15 protein-coding genes and 2 pseudogenes are annotated in these 17,060 nt (G+C 61.6%); 5 read left to right on the top strand and 12 right to left on the bottom strand.

The genetic code is table 11. The features are described from left to right. Nucleotides 1-101: 101 nt before the first annotated feature. From AC1DIM_RS07200 to AC1DIM_RS07170, 7 genes and pseudogenes are all read right to left on the bottom strand, one after another. Nucleotides 102-1,577 (bottom strand): MFS transporter, encoded by a 1,476-nt coding sequence (locus AC1DIM_RS07200; protein ID WP_477709813.1) that lies wholly within the window; start codon nt 1,575-1,577, stop codon nt 102-104. Between the two features lie 231 nt (nt 1,578-1,808). Further along, complete coding sequence (locus AC1DIM_RS07195; protein WP_477709812.1) at nt 1,809-2,798, bottom strand: S1C family serine protease; 990 nt, start codon at nt 2,796-2,798, stop codon at nt 1,809-1,811. Between the two features lie 571 nt (nt 2,799-3,369). Beyond that, nucleotides 3,370-4,710 (bottom strand): LLM class flavin-dependent oxidoreductase, encoded by a 1,341-nt coding sequence (locus AC1DIM_RS07190; protein WP_477709811.1) that lies wholly within the window; start codon nt 4,708-4,710, stop codon nt 3,370-3,372. After that, a pseudogene (locus AC1DIM_RS07185) lies at nt 4,707-5,656 on the bottom strand (TauD/TfdA dioxygenase family protein). Before AC1DIM_RS07185 ends, AC1DIM_RS07190 begins: the two are co-directional and overlap by 4 nt. Before the next feature lie 75 nt (nt 5,657-5,731). Continuing rightward, on the bottom strand, nt 5,732-6,643 hold the full coding sequence (locus AC1DIM_RS07180; protein WP_477709810.1) for an ABC transporter permease: 912 nt from the start codon (nt 6,641-6,643) through the stop codon (nt 5,732-5,734). Continuing rightward, nucleotides 6,643-7,545 (bottom strand): ABC transporter ATP-binding protein, encoded by a 903-nt coding sequence (locus AC1DIM_RS07175; RefSeq protein ID WP_477709809.1) that lies wholly within the window; start codon nt 7,543-7,545, stop codon nt 6,643-6,645. Before AC1DIM_RS07175 ends, AC1DIM_RS07180 begins: the two co-directional genes overlap by 1 nt. Then, on the bottom strand, nt 7,542-8,582 hold the full coding sequence (locus AC1DIM_RS07170; protein ID WP_477709808.1) for an ABC transporter substrate-binding protein: 1,041 nt from the start codon (nt 8,580-8,582) through the stop codon (nt 7,542-7,544). Before AC1DIM_RS07170 ends, AC1DIM_RS07175 begins: the two co-directional genes overlap by 4 nt. 720 nt (nt 8,583-9,302) lie before the next feature. Between AC1DIM_RS07170 and AC1DIM_RS07165 the strand changes: the two are divergent. Beyond that, nucleotides 9,303-9,581, top strand: a pseudogene (locus AC1DIM_RS07165) (transposase); the annotation flags it as partial. 20 nt (nt 9,582-9,601) lie between these two features. Here AC1DIM_RS07165 and AC1DIM_RS07160 read toward each other — a convergent pair. Next, complete coding sequence (locus AC1DIM_RS07160) at nt 9,602-9,763, bottom strand: hypothetical protein (protein WP_477709807.1); 162 nt, start codon at nt 9,761-9,763, stop codon at nt 9,602-9,604. A gap of 315 nt (nt 9,764-10,078) precedes the next feature. On the opposite strand from AC1DIM_RS07160, the gene AC1DIM_RS07155 reads away from it, so the two are divergent. Together AC1DIM_RS07155 and AC1DIM_RS07150 are read left to right on the top strand one after the other, a co-directional pair. After that, nucleotides 10,079-10,699: a helix-turn-helix domain-containing protein gene (locus AC1DIM_RS07155; RefSeq protein ID WP_477709806.1), complete on the top strand. Its 621-nt coding sequence runs from the start codon at nt 10,079-10,081 to the stop codon at nt 10,697-10,699. Further along, complete coding sequence (locus tag AC1DIM_RS07150) at nt 10,696-11,283, top strand: DUF6036 family nucleotidyltransferase (RefSeq protein WP_477709805.1); 588 nt, start codon at nt 10,696-10,698, stop codon at nt 11,281-11,283. Before AC1DIM_RS07155 ends, AC1DIM_RS07150 begins: the two co-directional genes overlap by 4 nt. Before the next feature lie 487 nt (nt 11,284-11,770). Here AC1DIM_RS07150 and AC1DIM_RS07145 read toward each other — a convergent pair whose 3' ends face one another. The 3 genes from AC1DIM_RS07145 to AC1DIM_RS07135 form a co-directional block, all read right to left on the bottom strand. After that, a complete protein-coding gene (locus AC1DIM_RS07145) occupies nt 11,771-12,349 on the bottom strand; it encodes a hypothetical protein (RefSeq protein ID WP_477709804.1) in 579 nt (192 codons plus the stop codon). Between the two features lie 505 nt (nt 12,350-12,854). Then, the gene (locus tag AC1DIM_RS07140; RefSeq protein ID WP_477709926.1) at nt 12,855-13,136 is read right to left on the bottom strand and encodes a protease inhibitor I42 family protein; all 282 of its coding nucleotides are present in this window, start codon (nt 13,134-13,136) and stop codon (nt 12,855-12,857) included. A 102-nt stretch (nt 13,137-13,238) separates the two neighbouring features. Then, nucleotides 13,239-14,021 carry a C1 family peptidase gene (locus AC1DIM_RS07135; protein ID WP_477709803.1) on the bottom strand — a complete coding sequence of 261 codons (783 nt, stop codon included), beginning with the start codon at nt 14,019-14,021 and terminating at the stop codon, nt 13,239-13,241. A gap of 929 nt (nt 14,022-14,950) precedes the next feature. On the opposite strand from AC1DIM_RS07135, the gene AC1DIM_RS07130 reads away from it, so the two are divergent. Together AC1DIM_RS07130 and AC1DIM_RS07125 are read left to right on the top strand one after the other, a co-directional pair. After that, on the top strand, nt 14,951-15,643 hold the full coding sequence (locus AC1DIM_RS07130) for a trypsin-like serine peptidase (protein ID WP_477709802.1): 693 nt from the start codon (nt 14,951-14,953) through the stop codon (nt 15,641-15,643). Nucleotides 15,644-15,662: 19 nt separating this feature from the next. After that, complete coding sequence (locus AC1DIM_RS07125) at nt 15,663-16,166, top strand: META domain-containing protein (RefSeq protein WP_477709801.1); 504 nt, start codon at nt 15,663-15,665, stop codon at nt 16,164-16,166. Nucleotides 16,167-16,731: 565 nt separating this feature from the next. On the opposite strand, the gene AC1DIM_RS07120 is transcribed toward AC1DIM_RS07125, so the two are convergent. After that, nucleotides 16,732-17,060: hypothetical protein (locus AC1DIM_RS07120; RefSeq protein WP_477709800.1), on the bottom strand; the 329-nt coding region annotated here is incomplete at its 5' end.

The following is a 17,060-nucleotide window of genomic DNA, read 5'->3' as shown; positions in this document are numbered from 1 at the left end:
GCAAACCCTACTCCTGAGACGAATGCCCAGAACCCCGCAGGGCGTTCAGTTCTTCAAGGATCCCCTCGAAACACGAGCTGGGTTTGTGGGGTGGGGCGGTCCTAATCCGGTGAAGATGCCGACTTAGGCTCGGCGGCCAGCGCAGGGTCAATGGCCGAGCGGACGGTGGTCTTGTTGTCTGTGGCGGGCATCGCGATTACGGCGACGACGGTGAATACGGCGGCGGCCAGTACGGCTAGGAAGACAGCCCCGGAGGCCAAGACGACTGTGTGCGGATCCGTGCTGCCGTCCGGAGTGCCTGCGTAGATCGCATTCGAAACCGCCCCAAAAACCGCGACACCGATGGAACTACCGATCGACCGTGCGAAAAGGTTGGTACCGGTGACAACTCCGCGTTCATTCCAATCGACGCTGGACTGGGCCGCGATGAGACTCGGGGTGGCAACCAGCCCGAGTCCGAGCCCTACGATGAAGCAACTCCCCGCCACCAGGAGAACGCTGGGCGCGGAGGCAGTGAGGGCAAGTACTGCCGTACCCATGACCGTAATAGTGATGCCGATCATCGCGGTCTTGCGGAACCCCATCCGGAGATAAATCCGGCCCGATTGGGAAGCACTGATCGGCCAGCCGATCGTCAATGCTGCCAGCGCGAGCCCGGCCAGGATCGGCGAGGTCGAAAGGGCTCCTTCGAGGAACGTGGGAACGTAGGAGGTGAGGCCAAGCATGACCGCTCCAACGCCAAAGGAGATCAATGCCGTCGTCGCCAGCAGCCGCCGAGAGACAACCCATGGCGGCAGGACCGGCTCGGCGGCCCTGCGCTCGACAAGGATGAACACGGCGAACAAGAGTGCTCCGCCGACGAACACCGCAACGCTGATGGCGGAGGTCCAGCCCCACGCCTGGCCGCCTTCGAGGGCCCCAAGAATGATCAGCGTCAGCGAGCCGGTCAGCAGGCCCGCCCCCAGATAGTCCACCCGGTGCCTGGCGCGCTCGACGTTCTCGTGGAACGTTCGGCTCAGCATCCACCCTGCCATCAGGCACAGCGGGATGTTCACGAGGAAGATTCCACGCCAAATGCCCAGCGCTGAAAACACGCCACCGAGCGTCGGGCCGACCACGGAGGACGCCGCCCAAACGCTCGCAAGGTAGCCTTGCACCTTCGCCCGCTCAGTCAGCGAATAGATATCGCCAGCGATAGTGATCGCCATCGGCTGGACCGCTCCCGCGCCCAGGCCCTGCAGCACTCGGAATGCGATGAGGGCAGGCATGCTCCATGCCAGTCCGCAGAAGATCGAACCGAGTAGGAATAGCCCGATACCGATCAGGATGATCGGTTTACGGCCGACGACGTCGGAGAGCTTCGCGTAGACGGGCACGGACACGGCCTGCGCCAACAGGTAGGCAGAAAAGAGCCAGGGAAACGACGTGAACCCACCAATGTCATGCACGATCGACGGCACCGCTGTTGCGACAACCGTCGAGTCTATCGCCACCAAGCCCGTCGAGAGCATCAAGGAAATCAGGATGGGACCGCGCTTCGAGCGGAAGCCGACTCCCTCTGCAGGCGTTGTCGTCACGTGATCTCATTCCCGTCGTCATCCACGAGCGCTGCGCGCAGACCCACTCCAGCTGCAGATGCATAACTGCTTGAATCAAGGAAATAGTCCCGGACCCGCCAGGAATTCAACGGCAAAGGTGGCGGCAAACCCCTACCCACCGTTGCGGGCAATAGGCCGGGGAAGACCCCGCGGCGCCAGTGACCCACTACCTCGCCGACAGCGTCGGCAACCGCGCAAGGCTACTCATCATCAGCAGGCAGTGGGTTCACCGAAGGGCAATGACGTGCCTGCTATGAGCCAGGCGCTGCCGTCCCAATGCATTGCATACCGGAGCTTCCAGTTTGAACACGTTTGGCCGTTTCTGCCGTGCGCTGCATCCTGGCGTGTTTGAAGGTTCACATCAGCGGAGAGGGCATCGCCGCTGCCGGTGACGTCTACGATTTCGACCTTTTGCCAGTATGAGGATCCAAGGTCAGCGCTCCATGCACTTGCGTCACCGAAAGTTGCCTGAAGTTCGGGAGTGAATTGTTTGAAGGCTGCGGCGTAGGCCCCTTGGTTGATGCCTTGACCATGGAGCAAGAGGCTCTGCCCGATGTTGCGGGCTTGATCGTGGCTGGCCGAGACGGTTAGCGGGAAGGATCCTGAGCCCGGTGCCGGGGCGTTGCCGCAGTCTTTGAGCGGTACCGGCACCGATCGTTTCTGCCATTCCTGAACGGCGGCAGCAGCCCGCGGCGCAGTCACCGCATAGGCGATGCCTTCGGCCCGGACATTTTCGTCGAATTCGATGGTGACAATAACGCCTGAAACCTGACCATCCTGGGTAATCAGGGGTCCCCCGCTGTTTCCATGGTTGATAGCGGCATCGGTTTGAATCAGGTTGCCAAGAACTCGGTTACCAATTTTCTGTTCCGCGTTCAGAGCGCTTACTGTCCCCCTGGTCAACGTAAAAGGCCGGCCTAAGGGAAATCCGAGAGCAGCGACGTCAGATCCAATTGGCGGTTCAGATGTTCTGAATTGAAACTGATGACCTTGAACCGGGGTCGCGGTTTTTACGAGCGCCAAATCAGCGAGTTCGTTCGTGCCGAGAGTTGTTGCATTTACCGTTGTCCGACCAAACGAAATGCTTATCGCGGACGCGTCCCTTACCATGTGCGCAGCGGTGACGACCAGATCAGGACCAACGAGGAACCCCGTGCCCGTGAAACTGCTCTCACACGTCGTGACGCTGAACTGCCCCACACCCGACTGCGCCTGGGCCACAACCTCCGGCCAACTGCTAGGACCGGCCTCCCTGCTTGGACTCGGGCTCTGGGATGGACTCTGGCCGGGGGCAGGTGTGCTCTCGCGTGGCACAGACGTTTGTGTTGTGGGCGGTGCAGACAAACTGGCTGAGGAATCAGGCGAAGGACCAGACCCATTTGTGCAGCCCGTTGTCCAAATACATAAGCTCACAACCGCCGCAATCGCACAAATCATGGGGCTTCGCTTAGTGCTCATCAATTGCCTCCCGGTGCTGAAGGAACGGGACAACAGCCTCAGTACATGGTTGTGAACCACTCCTGTCTGCTGCCCCGCAAGGCCATGCTCAAGTCGTGAAAGCGGCGCGATGAAAATACAACTTCGAGCCATGGAGGCAAAATAGGAGATTCCTCCGTGATTCAAGCACCGGCCGTTTTTCGTTACTTAGATACCCCAGCGATGACATAGTAGCACCGGAAAAATCAGACTTTCCGGATCGGTGCGCCAAATTTCGAATGTGTGTGATGCCGCGCGACTCGTCATTGGACGCTGTCCTTTCGTCCAGTCCGTTCTAGACCGATAGCGGCACGGCGCTGAACGAATTGGCGGGTTTGGCCAGTCCGAAGTGCTCCCGAAGGGTTCGTCCCGAGTACTCGCGCCGGAAGAGTCCCCGTTCCTGCAGGATGGGAACGACGTGGTCCACGAAGATCTCCAGCCCGGAGGGCAGTACGGGCGGCATGATGTTGAAACCATCCGCCGCGCCGGCCTCGAACCAGCCCTGGATGGCGTCAGCAACCTGCTCCGGCGTCCCGGCGAACGTTCGGTGCCCGCGCCCCCCGCCGAGTCGACCAATGAGCTGCCGCACGGTAAGGCGTTCCCGTCGCGCGAGGTTCACGATCAGTGTGTACCTGCTCTTGGCCCCTTCAATGTGGACCTCCGAGGGGAGGTCGGCCGTCAGCTGGGCGTCCAGCTTCAGGGATTCCGCATGGACACGCAATACCCCGGCAAGCTGGTTGCGGGCGTGCTCGGGCAGGATGAGGTCATCGAGTTCCTGCTCGAGCCGGCGCGCCTCCTCCTGGGTTGAGGCGATGACCGGAACGATGCCCGGCAGGATCTTGATCGTTTCCGGATCACGGCCGGCAGCGGCCGTGCGTTGCTTCAGATCAGCATAGAAAGCCTGGGCATCGCCCAGGGTTTGATGCGCGGTGAAGACCGCTTCTGCATACCGTGCGGCGAAGTCCTTGCCGTTCTCTGACGAGCCGGCCTGCACGATCACAGGGTGTCCCTGGGCGGACCGCGGGACGTCCAGGGCGCCCTCGACCTGGAAATGCTTACCGTCGTGGTTGGCCTGGTGCACCTGGGTATTGTCCGCCCAGATGCCGGCAGCCTTGTCCGCGACGATCGCATTATCCTCCCAGCTGTTCCAGAGCTTTTTGGCCACATCGAGGAACTCCGCGGCGCGCTCGTAGCGCTGGGAGTGGGCAGGCTGGCCGGCAAGGGAGAAGTTCTTTGCCGCGGCATCCCCTGCGGTGGTTACAACGTTCCAGCCTGCCCTGCCGCCGCTGATCTGGTCCACCGAAGCGAAGCGCCGGGCGAGGTTATACGGTTCGTTGTACGTCGTCGATGCCGTGGCGATGAGCCCGATCCGCTCTGTGACGGCCGCTATCGCGGCCAGCAGCACGGTGGGTTCCAGGCCCCCGTAGGGCCGTTGGGTGACGTCTCCGTGCAGGACTGGGGAGTCGGCGAAGAAGATCGAATCCAGTTTCCCGCGCTCTGCTGTCTGCGCCAGCCGCTGGAAATGGGCCACATCGGTACCGGCATGGCTGTCGCTCTCCGGAAGCCGCCACGATGCTTCATGGTGGCCGGTGCTCATCAGGAAGGCGTTGAGGTGGAGCTGCCTCGGCCCGGTCATCGCTGAACCCCTGCAGAAGCGGGCCCGTCAAGGACAACCGTTTCGGAGTAGGAGGACGAATCCCCCTTGATGGACGTGCTGCTGCGGCCATCCACCCCCACGGGGATGTCGCCGGCGATGGTCACCCGGTTCAGTTTGCGGGGCTGGCGGTCGAAGTTGTCGGGCGCGTAGTGCTGGGTGATGCGGTTGTCGAATAGGACCAGCTGGTTCGGTTCCCAGTTCACCCGGGCCACATTTTCGGGGCGGGTGATGTACGCCTGGAGTAGCCGGAGGATGTCTTTGGATTCGGTGTTGGACAGCCCGACGATCCTCAGCCGTTGGGCGAACCCGCCGATAAACAGGCCCCTTTCACCGGTGAGCGGATGCACGCGGACCACCGGGTGGGCCGTTTCGAAGTGGATGCGGGTGAACTCCCTGCGGCGTTCCTCGGCGTTGGCGTGTTCCAAGTTCTTGGGCACCGAATAGTCGTAGTCGTTGGTGTGGATCGCCCAGAGCGTGTCCGCGAAATTGCGCAGCTCCTCCGGTAGGTCCTGGTACGCGCCGGCTGATGAAGCAATGAGGGTTTCCCCGCCGTAGGTGGGGAGGGTGATGCTGCGCAGGGTGGAGGCCTGGGGCGGGTTGACCACAAACGTGACATCGGTGTGCCAGTTGTTGGCGCTGCCGTTTTCGCTGTCCACCGGCAGAACCGCCGGTTTGCCGTCCACCGACGCCACCGTGGGATGGGCGTTGGTGAGCGGGCCGAAGCGCTTGGCGAAGCGGCCTGCGTGTCGTCGTCGAGCCCGTTTGCGTCCCGGAACACGAGGGCCTTGTGCACGTTCAGCGCCTCACGGACCTGGGCGATGGTGGCGTCGCTGAGATCCGCGCTAAGATCCGGCCCGCGGATTTCAGCGCCGATGCGGGATCCCAGTTTGGTGAATTGGAGCCTTGTTTCAGTAATGACGGACATGGTGTTTTCCTTTGCAGATCAGTAAGTTGCAGTTCAGTAAGTTGCAGTTCAGGGGAAGATGCTTGCTGACAGTTGCTAGCCGTTCCCGGCGCCGACGGCGGTGCGCCAGCGGGAGAAGTGGCGTTCGACGCGGACGAGCAGGTAGTTGACCAGCAGGCCGAGCAGCGACACAGTCAGGATGCCGGCGTACATGTCAGGGATAAGGAAGCTCATTTGCGAGTTGACGATGAGGTAGCCGAGGCCGGCCTTTGCCCCGACCATCTCGGCGGCGATGAGTACCAGGATCGATGAGGTGCCCGCCATGCGGATGCCGGTGAAGATGGTGGGTACCGCCGATGGCAGGATGACTTTCTGGAACAGCGTGAAGTTCGACAGGCCGAGCGAGCGGGCCGCCCGGATCAGCAGTGGATCCACGGTCCGTACCCCGGCAATGGTGTTGAGCAGCACCGGGAAGAACGCGGCGTATGCCACGATGCTGATCTTGGAGGTTTCGCCGATTCCCAGCAGGAGGGTAAAGACCGGAAGAAGGGCCAGCGCGGCTGTGTTCCGGAAGACTTCCAGGAGGGGGTTCAGGAAACGGTCAAGGGCTCCGTACCAGGCAACCAGGAGGCCCAGCACGACGGCCGATACCACCGCGATGCCGAATCCGCTCGCGGACCGGCTGAGGCTCGCCGCGAGGTGGTTCTGCAGTTGGCCTTTGGCGATCAGCGCGCCGAGTGCGCCCAGGACATCGTGCAGCGGCGGCAGGAACACCCTGGTGGAGTCGGGAGCGAGGTAGAGAGGTCCGAGTTCCCAGAGAAGGAGGAACAGCAGGACCGCACCGGCCCTCCACAGGGCCCTGCCGGTATTCAGTACCCCGCGCTGCACCCAGGAAACACCCGTGGCGGGAGCGTTGGGTCTCTGCAAAGCTGAGTCGCCGGCCTTGTCCGGGGTGGCGGGAGCCGGCGTGGTGGGGTGGTTTTCTGTTGTCAGGGTGGGTGCGCTCATCAGGCTGCCTTTCCGGGGATGGGCTTGGGCGCTGCATCGGGGGCGGTGCCGTCCGGGAGGATCTTTGCATGACCGGCGTGCTGGGCTTTGAGGACTTCGTCGTGAAGGAGCGCCCAGACTTTGTGCCTGTGCTCCACGAATGCCGGGTTGGCCCGAACGTCACCCTCACCTGTCCGGTCACCGAGTTCGATGGGAACGATTTCCTTGAGCCGGCCCGGGCGCGAGCTGAGTACGGCGACCCGCTGGCCCAGGTACACGGCTTCTTCAATGCCGTGGGTGATGAAGATGATGGTTTTCCCGGTGGTCCGCCAGATCCGCAGCAGTTCCTCCTGCAACTGTTCACGCGTCTGGGCATCCAAGGCTGCGAAAGGCTCGTCCATCAGCAGGACGTCCGGCTCATAGGCGAGGCTTCTGGCGATCGCCACGCGCTGCTTCATACCGCCGGAGAGTTCGTGCGGGTAGCGGTCTTCGAAACCGGCCAGGCCCACGAGTTCCAGGTAGGTGCGTGCTTTTTCCGTGCGTTCCCTGCGGCTGAACCGTTTGCCGTCCTTTCCCGGGCCTTCCAGCCCGAAGGAGACGTTGGCCGCGGCCGTGCGCCAGGGGAAGAGTGCGTACTGCTGGAAGACGACGGCCCGGTCCCTGCCCGGTCCGGTCACCTCCTTGCCATCGACCAGAACCTTTCCGGTGTCGGGCCGGGTGAGTCCGGCCAGGACGTCAAGGAGGGTGGTCTTGCCCGAACCGCTGGGACCAACCAGGGTGATAAATTCCCCGGCGGCGACATCGAGGCTGATCCCGTCCAGCGCAGTCAAGGTGGAGCCGAGCGGGGCGTCCCTGGTGGGCCTGACGGTGAAGGATTTCCCCACGTTCTGGAGGCTGATCTTGGGTGCAGAGCCGGTTGTCATGACGAAGCCTTGAGTAATCCGTTGTATTCGTTGGTGTAGTACTTGGACGGCGTGACGTCCCCGGTCACGATGCCGGTATCCTTCAGCCAATCGGACCAGCGGCTGAAATCCTGGTCTGTGATGGCTCCCTTGGCGGGTACACCGACGCTCTTCCAGTACTTCAGGGTCGCAGTGCTTTCATTGCGCTGGCGCTTGTCGATGATGCTTGTGAAACGGGCGATGACCTCTTCGCGGGGGGTGTTGCGTTCCCATTCGATGGCCTTGGCGACGCCGGTGGTGAAGATTTTCGTGGTCTCCGGGTTCTGCTGGATGAAGTCTCTGCGCAGGACGTACTGGCCTCCAGCGAATGTTCCGAACAGCTCGAAGTCGTTGAACAGGGAACGCAGGCCGCCCTTGGCGACCGCGTTGTCCTGCAGCACCCCGCCCAGGACGCCGACGTCGACCTGCCCGCGGCGAATCGCTTCCTCGGTGTCGTTCGGTGGAACGACGACCAGCTGGACCTGCTTGATGTCGTCCTGGCTCAGCCCGTTTTTCTTCAGGTAACTGTTCAACACCGCGTCCGAGTGGGCGCCCAAGGTGTTGACGGCCACTTTTTTGCCGATGAGATCACGTGGGGTGCGGATCGGACTGTCGTCCTTGACGTAGAAGCCGTTGAAGGTCTTCTCGTCCTCCCCGTAATAGTTGACGACGGCGGTGACCGGGGCGCCTGCCTCGATGAGCTTGACGACGGCGCCGGCAAAGGCTCCGCCAAAATCGGTGGCGCCGGTGGCGGCGGACTGGATGCTGGCCGGGCCGCTGATGGTGTTTCCCACCCAGTTCAGCTTGACGTTACCCAGGTATCCCAGGTCCTCGGCGAGCTCGGGCAGGCTGACACTGTTGGCTGATCCTTCGTAGCGCAGTTCGGTCACCTCGGCGCCCCCGGATCCTGCCTGGGCGGTAGCCGGGCCCCCACAGCCGGAGACCACCAAAGAGGCGGTCATGGCCGCGGCCACACTAAGGAAGGAAAAGGTTCCTCGGGCTATGTGCGGGTTATTCATGGAGGGACCTTCTGTGCTTGTACGGGGTGGATTTGGGGGGAGGTGCTGGCCAGAACGGCCTGTGTCTCAACCATGAGAACAGAAATGAAAGTGCCGCAGAAGACCGGCGTTCATGCGGGGAAACCGGGGGTAACGGGGCCTCCACACGGCGTCGCACTGAGCAATCCCGACGCTCAAGGCAACGCTGCGGAAAGGAGCGAAATTCAGCGCAATGCAGGGCAACGCAACGAAACCTACCCACAGGTACACGGTCACGCGCCGTCAAATCTTGCCCTCGGCAACTCCGGATCCGACGCGCGCCCGCCCCCGCCAGCCAAAAATGTGAAGCGGGGGCCGGGTGGGACGCGCTCCGCGACGTCACACTTGGGTTGGGGTCTTGTGCGGGGCCGGAAAAATTTCCCAGTGCATGCCCGGATTGTCACAGCGCTCCCGGTGTGCGGCTACCATCCTGACCTCGGTGCAGCTAACCAGGAGAGGCCTGCCAGCGGCCCTGTTTCGGACAGAGACACTCCGGCCTAAGCCACCGTTAAGGGATTCGGGAGGGACCGGATCCGCAGACAATTTAGATATTCATCGGTTCGTCTGGCTCGAACATGCCGGCGCTCCGAAGATCTTTGACTCTACATACGCAAATGCGGATGGTGTTTCCGGCAGGGGACTGCCCCCGGTTTTGTTGACTGCTTGACCTAGCGAGCTTGTGCTCGTGGAAGGATGTTGACCATGCCCACGGCTTATGGGGCGGAGTTCCGCCAGGATGTTATTGATGTGGCCCGCAAGGGCGAGGCGCCGCTCGCGCAGATCGCTAAGGATTTCGGGCTGTCGGTCACGACGTTAAAGCGCTGGATTGCTATCGCTGAACGTAAAGAATCCGGGGCCGGCCCGGCAGCGTCGGAGTCGGCCGAGATGCGGGAGCTGAAGAAGCGCAACCGTCTGTTGGAGCAGGAGAACGAGATTCTGCGCCGGGCGGCTGCCTATCTGGCCAGGGACATCAACCCAAAATGACTCTTCTATGGGTTCTGTCAAGCCATGATGGTTTGGAGTTGGCGGAAGATGGAGCGGCAGACGTACCGTTTGAGGTTCCGGCGGATCTCGCGGTTTGATTTCCCTGTTGCCCGGCTGCGGGTCACGTAGTCCTTGGTTGCGGTGTCGAAGCTCATGCGGGTGCGGAGTAGGGTGTGCACATTGTGCACACCTCTTTCTTGCCTTGCGGCGACCATCCGAATACGCCAGAAATGGCTGAGATGTACGACCCCGGACTGGCGCCACCCTCGCCAGGAGATGCTGGTGACGATTTCGTCCGGACGTGACACTCGAGCTCAAGTGTGGGACCCACGTACACCTTCCCTCCTCTTTCCCTTCGCCGGCGATCTCTCTCGCCGTTCATCGCGTGTCCGACGGCGGAGGACATGACCAACTAAAGAGGCCAAAGTACCTGGCCACAAAAAAGCATTTGTCACCGTTCGGTGACATAATAGTTGACAACAAGGGAGGACGCCATGAGATCCGGAACCAGCATCGACACGCCCGCGGCAGTCGGCGCGATGATCCGTACCCGACGCCAGGAACGGGGCCTGTCACAACAATCCCTCGCGGAGGCCACCGGCGTGTCACGGAAGTTCCTCATAGATCTCGAAGCCGGCCACGAACGCGCCGAACTCGGCAAGACCCTGGCCATCCTGGCAGCCCTCGGCCTGTCGCTGGAAGCCACCGACGCCATCCCCCGCGGCAGCGACCACGACCCGGCACGGCGAGACTACGCCCAAACCTTCACCCAACTGATCAACTCAGGCGACTATGAGTTCGCCATCAAGATGCTCGCCGACTACGCCTCCGCATCCCTCAAAGCCGGACGACCGCTACTCCAGCGCAGCCCCCGCCTCAAAGAACCACACTGGTCCGCAGCCCTGGCCGGCATCACCAACTACACTGCACACCGGCTCCACCAGCCCGCGCCGCCCTGGACCAGACGCATCAAACCCCTCAACGCAGCATGGATGCCCGCCGAGTCCTACCGGAGCATCCGCGAACCCATGAAGCAACTCACCATATCTGAAACACCGCCGGAACTCGCCGCCATGAACGTCTTCATCCGCGAACGCAGCCTGGCCACAGCATGACCGGCGGAGAACTCAACGCCAGACAAATCCACGCCCTCCTCCAGGAACTCGCCCGACGCCTCAAGGCCCGCGGCTTCCACGGCGACATCAAACTCGTAGGCGGCGCCGCGCTCATCCTGCAAGGAATCGGAAACCGCCCCACCGCCGACATCGACGCCAGCTACGCCGACAACGCTGCCGTCAACGCCGTCGTGACAGAAATGGCCGCTGCCGACGACCTCGCGCCCGACTGGCTCAACTCCAACGCCGCAGCCTTCGTCCCCGACAACGCCACCTGGGTCGAACTCGAACACCTCGACGGACTCACCATCCAAGCCGCAGACGCCGAAACGCTCCTGGCCATGAAGATCGCCGCCGAACGCGACAAAGACACCCTCGATATCGCCCGTCTCCTGCGCAGGCTCAACATCACCAAAACGCCAACGACGCCGTCGACCTCGCCTACACCAAATACGGCGACCACTCCATCCYACTCGCTGCGGGTCGGGACAACTACCTTATTGTCGTCGACGACGCCCTCGACGCAACAACGACCCTCGAACCCGAAGCCGGCGAATAGACCAAACGGACAGCGGATCTCCTAGGTGATCGGCGTAGCTAGCACTGGATCAATCGCGGTTCGCGAGCAGAACATGGCAACGGCAGAATACCCAAGCGCATGAGGAAATTTCGTTGTACAGCACCAGGGGATGACGCGCCGGGTGCCACCTCAGACGACCGAAACAGGCCTTCCGTCGCGTGTGCGAAGCCGCAACTCCGTTCCGCTGGGGAAGCATGCCGGCAGGAACACGCTTCACCCGTACGGCGGCCTTCATCTGCTTCATGGGCCTGCCACGAGGAGTACGTGGACGGCCGATAGATCTGCTCCTCGCCAACATCCATCGTTCCCCTGGTTCCTCGAACTGATGCGAGCATCTGATCATCCACTTCGTACGCGTTCATCGAAAAGTCAAGCATCGATGTAAGGCTTCGCTTGGCTTCCATCAAACGTGACTACGTACACTGCGTAGGGGCGATCCGTTCGATCTCGGGTCCCACCGTTCGCAAAGCGCTGCCTACGGTCGAAACCCGCTACATTGAGGACCGATGCGTTGGGGAGCCTTGGGGTCGGTTCGACTTCGGGAACCGCCAAGGCGCGCACTCTCCCCATCGCGTTGCCTCTGGATCCAGCGCGGCCACCTCCTCCGGGTAGCACATTCCGGCCAGTTTCCAGGCCGGAAGGTGGCGACGACCCTCGAACACGCGCATCCCCTGCGGGCCGGTCTTGACGACATAGTGGCTGCCAAAAGCGTCTTTAGCCCAAGCCCCGCATTCTTGACCATTCGTACGATCACCACGGACCCCCCCAGGCTCGATCGGCCTCAGGTGAATCGGGCTGAACCAGGGCTCGTGACGTCCAGCTTTGAGGACTATGGGCTCAGATGCCAGGGCGTTGGGACGACGTCCTTGTGCGTAGACGATGTTCATCGCCGGCCCCTTGCCGACATTGACGGCACACAGCTCATTGGCTTCGTTGTATCTGAACACCAGGGCGGGCATTCGCGCACGCCGTTCGGCGACAATGCCTCGCCTATACGTGAGCCAAACGGCAAGTGCGGAAAACAACGATATGACGGTGGCGAGAATGGCGATTTCATCTGAAGACGTCAAGGTCCTATCCTTTTTTGGCTCAGACTCGAATGATTTCTTGCACCTGTCTAGACCACGTGCAGAGAGGGTTGAGCGAGCTCCCTCACGTTCCTCACACCCGGACGAAACTCTTCGACAGGGTAAGGGTCGGGTGGATATCACGGGCTCCGTTGCAGGTCGACAGGGTGCGTGGCTCCGCGCGGCCTTCCGTTGATCGCGAGAACGAACCGAAGTCGCGCCCTGAAAGTGTGTTACCCCAACTTCGTCTTGGTTCGCTCCCGACGCTGCCGGTGCGCTCCATTATCGACAATGAGGCCCATTCTCCACATCCAATGGGCAGGCGACTCCCCGGTCAGACAGTCACTACATCAGGCTGCCCTAAAGCATGGGGACCAGCGTTGACACGGCCGCGGCGGCTGTGTGAAACCCTCCACTTCAGGCCGGGTCCGGTTGATTTTACGTGGAGAACAAAGTCTGGCTGCCCGGTAACCTCCCGCACGATTAGAGCGCGGGTCGCATGGGCGGCCTACTGTTGCGGCGTGATCGTGACGGTAATCCCTATCTGTTGGATCGTTGACGCGTCCCCTTCCCATGGGCGCCGTAACTTGAAGGCGATTTCAGCGGTTCCCTTCCGCAGGGGCCGAAAGACGAAGCCCCGTGAACTTCCGCTACCTGGGGGACCCTGGATCCGCTCGGAATCCTCCAACGTGCCGGCGCTGATCAAGTCACCGCGTGCCTCCGCAGACCATCGGAAGCCGGTTGATGGGTGGACGGGTAGCATGACAACGAGCCGGTCACTCGCTGTCATGCTACACACCTGCCCGTCGACGGGGTTCCTTATCACTACGTCGCCCATGGCCACTCCGGTCCCTTGTAGGCTGGATCGACGGAAGGGTTTCCTATCGACGGTTCATTCGACCCGCCGAATGGTCCAAAAATCGCTGGCCAAACCACGCGAGAGCAGATACGCGTACGGCATCGTGCCGTATCCCTGATCCCCCCACCCCGTACTCCACGAATTGCGGATCTCGAAACGGGCCGTGGCGTCGTCATATCCGACGGCGATAACGCAGTGCCCACCGAGAACCTTCTCGGTGTGGAGCGGCATCGGGACCGTTCCCGAAGCATCCACAGCGGGGCTTTCAAAGCTCTCATAGACCGTGAAGCCGAATACAAACGGGTAGCCCTCAGCGAGGCACCCCTTCATTTGGGTCAGATCCCTGGCCACCCTGGAGTACTCGAGGCTTTGATGATCCAGTGCCTTCTGGTAGCAGTCATCAGAAGGTTTGACAGCAAATTTCTTGATGTCGTACGGCCACGCCGTTTCGAAGCAGGCGCCTTGTTTCGTGACGCTCTTCACGCCGTCGCGTATATAAGCGCCGGAATCGGTATTAAGGGTGCCCTCCAGCTCTCGCTCGTTGTAGTAGATGAACAATCGCGAAGGCGTCGAGTAACCTGCGATGCCCTGTTTAAGGGCATCAAACTCCATGGCGCCCGCAATGCCATTTGCGGTGCAGCTACCCAAATGACCCTGATCGTAAATGGGAGGGCACAGCGACTTCAGATCCATTCGTGCCGGAAGGATTTCTTGAACGGGGGGAGGCGCCGCATACAATCGATCCCGCTGGTCGGGCGGGTCCGGCTTCCATCCGTAACCTCTCACGATCTCGGATTGCGCTGCTACTTTTGCCATAACTGCTTACCTCCAGAAGATCTGCTGACCTCTTTGGCCGCAAGCCGCAAGCATAGGTAGGCGGGCGTTACGGGCACGTTACTGTCCTCTTGTTAGCAGCAAACGGAGCGTTGCGATGAAGGGCGGTGATCCCATGTTTCCCTCGAATGAACAGGGGCCACCTCTCCCCCCTGCTTTGCTGTAACGCGCGAGTAACGATAGGCCTCGTTTAGTGAGGACATGCTCAAAGATCTGGGCCAATATGAGGCGACGCCCGTGGAGCACCCACAAAAATGTCCGCATCACCGCATCGCCCCTACCGGTGCCACGCCATGGGTCACCGCAACCGTCGACGCTCCAGCCGTGGGCACCATCCGACCCAACCCCCTCATGGCCGGCTGCGCCATTGCGCGATTCCCCGGCGTGGATTACGCCAGATTCAAAGCCGACCAAACACCCGCATGGTCCGCGCGGGTCCAAGCAGAATAGGGAAAATAGTCATGACTGATACACGCGCCGCATCGTCCGAGAATCCACCGCTTCTGCCTGACGATATAGCGAAAATGCCGGATCTTTCCTCGACCGAGGATGTGCCGGCGGAAATTTCCTCCAGCATGTCCCAACAACGCCTATACGTGCAGGGAATCCCTGGCGGATCTGATGCCATAAGTCAGCTGGTTAGTCCAGCCGACGGAGAACAGGACGCGTTGGAACTGGTCCTTCCTGCAACGACACTCCTGGGCCGCCCGGGTCAAAGTGGCGAGAGGCTCAACCGCTCTGAGCACCATGTTCCCGTACAGGCAGCCACTGAACCCATGCGCCCTCCATGGGCGCCCCAGTCCGCCCAACCTCACCTGGCGGGACAGATAACAGCCCGACCTCCGTTACGGCGGATAAACGGCTCCCAAGTAGAGCCCTACTACGGCGTCTATGGACCGGACGACCGGGCTGTGTACTATCCCGGTTCCTACCCATGGAGCTGCGTTGGCCGCATCTTCACCTGGACGAACTGGGCCGGGGGCGGGAGCTGGACCTGGTGGGGCTCGGGTGTGCTCATCGGCCCGCGGCACGTCCTGACGGCCGGTCACGTGTGCCCCTGGGGCGCCGCCAGCTGGGCCATGAGATTCGTGCCCGGATACTGGAACGGTGCTTCCGTGAACGGCGCAGGGGCTGAGTCTTACGTGTCGGACTTCCGGGGCTGGAACACAAATGACACCGTGGCCGCCCATGACGTGGCGGTGCTGCGGCTGTACAACCCCGTCGGTTCATCGCTGGGCTGGATGGGAACCAAAACATATACCTCGAACTGGCAAGGGGGCGCATACTGGACCTTGGCGGGGTATCCTGCAGCGGTCGCCGGCGGCGAACGCCCCTCCTACCAGCCGGGCATCCCGGTGCTTGACGACGACAACGACGGAGACGCAAAGGAGCTTGAGCATCACGGAGACGCCACTGGCGGTGACTCGGGAGGCCCGTTCTTCGGGTGGTGGGGCTCGTCTCCGTACGCCATTGGAACCACCAGCGGTGGCGAATCGATCAGCGGCACCCCGTTCGGACTCTGGGACGAGGACAACAACATTGAGGCCGGGGGAAAGTCCATGGTCGACCTTGCCATATGGGCGCAAAACAACTGGCCCGCCTGAACGTCGGAGCACAGGTTGGATGGGGGTTCACTCCCCCAACAGCCGCGTGCTCCCGCTTCGGCCGAAGGTAACGGGCAAACAGGGACATGGACGGACACTTGTAATCCTTACGTCGGTCCTCCTCGCAACGGCCATGCTTCTGGGTGCATGTTCACGAGGCGGTGGATCACCGTCTACACACCAGCTTGAGGGCCAAACCTTCCAGATAACGGAAATAGCGGAAAACGGCTCCGGACAGCCCATCATGTCCGACAGCCACCCAACCATTTCCTTCACTGCGAGCACGTTCTCAGCCGACACCGGCTGCAACACCATCCACGGAACCTACACCGGGAACCCGGACGGCTACACGATCACCGGCGCAGACACCACCCTCCGAGGCTGCCCGCCGGCAATAACCGCACAGGACTATCTCCTAACCAAAGCAATCAACACCGATGCAAAAGTGACGGTAACCGGCAACACCCTCACCATAGCCGGGCAGGGCATCCTGATCACGGGAACCCACGGGGCCACCCCATAAGATCAGTGATCACAAGGATCACCGAGGAGCGCCGTTGGGGCAGCCACGCGGGCAGGGCGTGGGTCTGTTGGGACGACCGTCTGGGATGTGTACAGCCGGACCCGGTGTAAAGACCGCGTTCAGTGTGTTGGCTCAGCGTCGAGCGCAGGTTGTGTTGTGCCAGGGTCACCTGGACGGGCTCGATGGGATGATCTCGTCCATAACCTATCGTGGCACTCAGAACCGGATATAGCGGCGCAATCCGGCGATGTCTGTGGGGCCTTATCCTCGAGGATATTGTCAGCCAGGTTCCGATGAAGGTGCGAGGTATTGGCGCCAGGCCCAGCGCCAGCTGCGGGATTGTGTGAGCGACGAGTGGCCCACATTGCCCCCCTCCCTGGTGGACACACCCCAAGCGACAAGGACGCCGATATCCGTTGGCGCTCACATTAGGTGCCGATCAGTGTCACAGTATCCCGGCCGGGCTCGCATGGCCGACGGGCAGGCGGATTCGATTAACACAGTGCGGTCTGGATTCTTGAAGAGAAAACTGCGCACCGGTTTCGGGAGGAATGATGTCGGCTGATCAGACCAGCAGTCTCCTATCGGCCATCGGCGGCTTGATTGGCGTCTTAATCTGGCCGGCCGTCCTGATTTTTGTGTTCACCAGGCTCGAACCGCAGCTTCGGAAACTGATCAATGGGGACAAAGACATCCAGATAAAGGCGGCCGGGTTCGAGGCCTCGTTCACGCGGCCGCAACTAGATGTCAATGGCCAATAGTTTGTGCCCATAGGCGGCCAGCAAAAATGCCCGCTGGTGGCCATGAATACTGCCCACTCATGGCCACCAGATCTGCCCACCGGGTATTCGGCGGCGTTGGCCATGTTGGGGTGTGGGTTTAGCTCATTGGCGT

The organism is Pseudarthrobacter sp. 01T43, from assembly GCF_056398665.1.
Note: the sequence above shows the minus strand (reverse complement) of the source record. Positions and strands in the feature narration are given on the sequence as shown.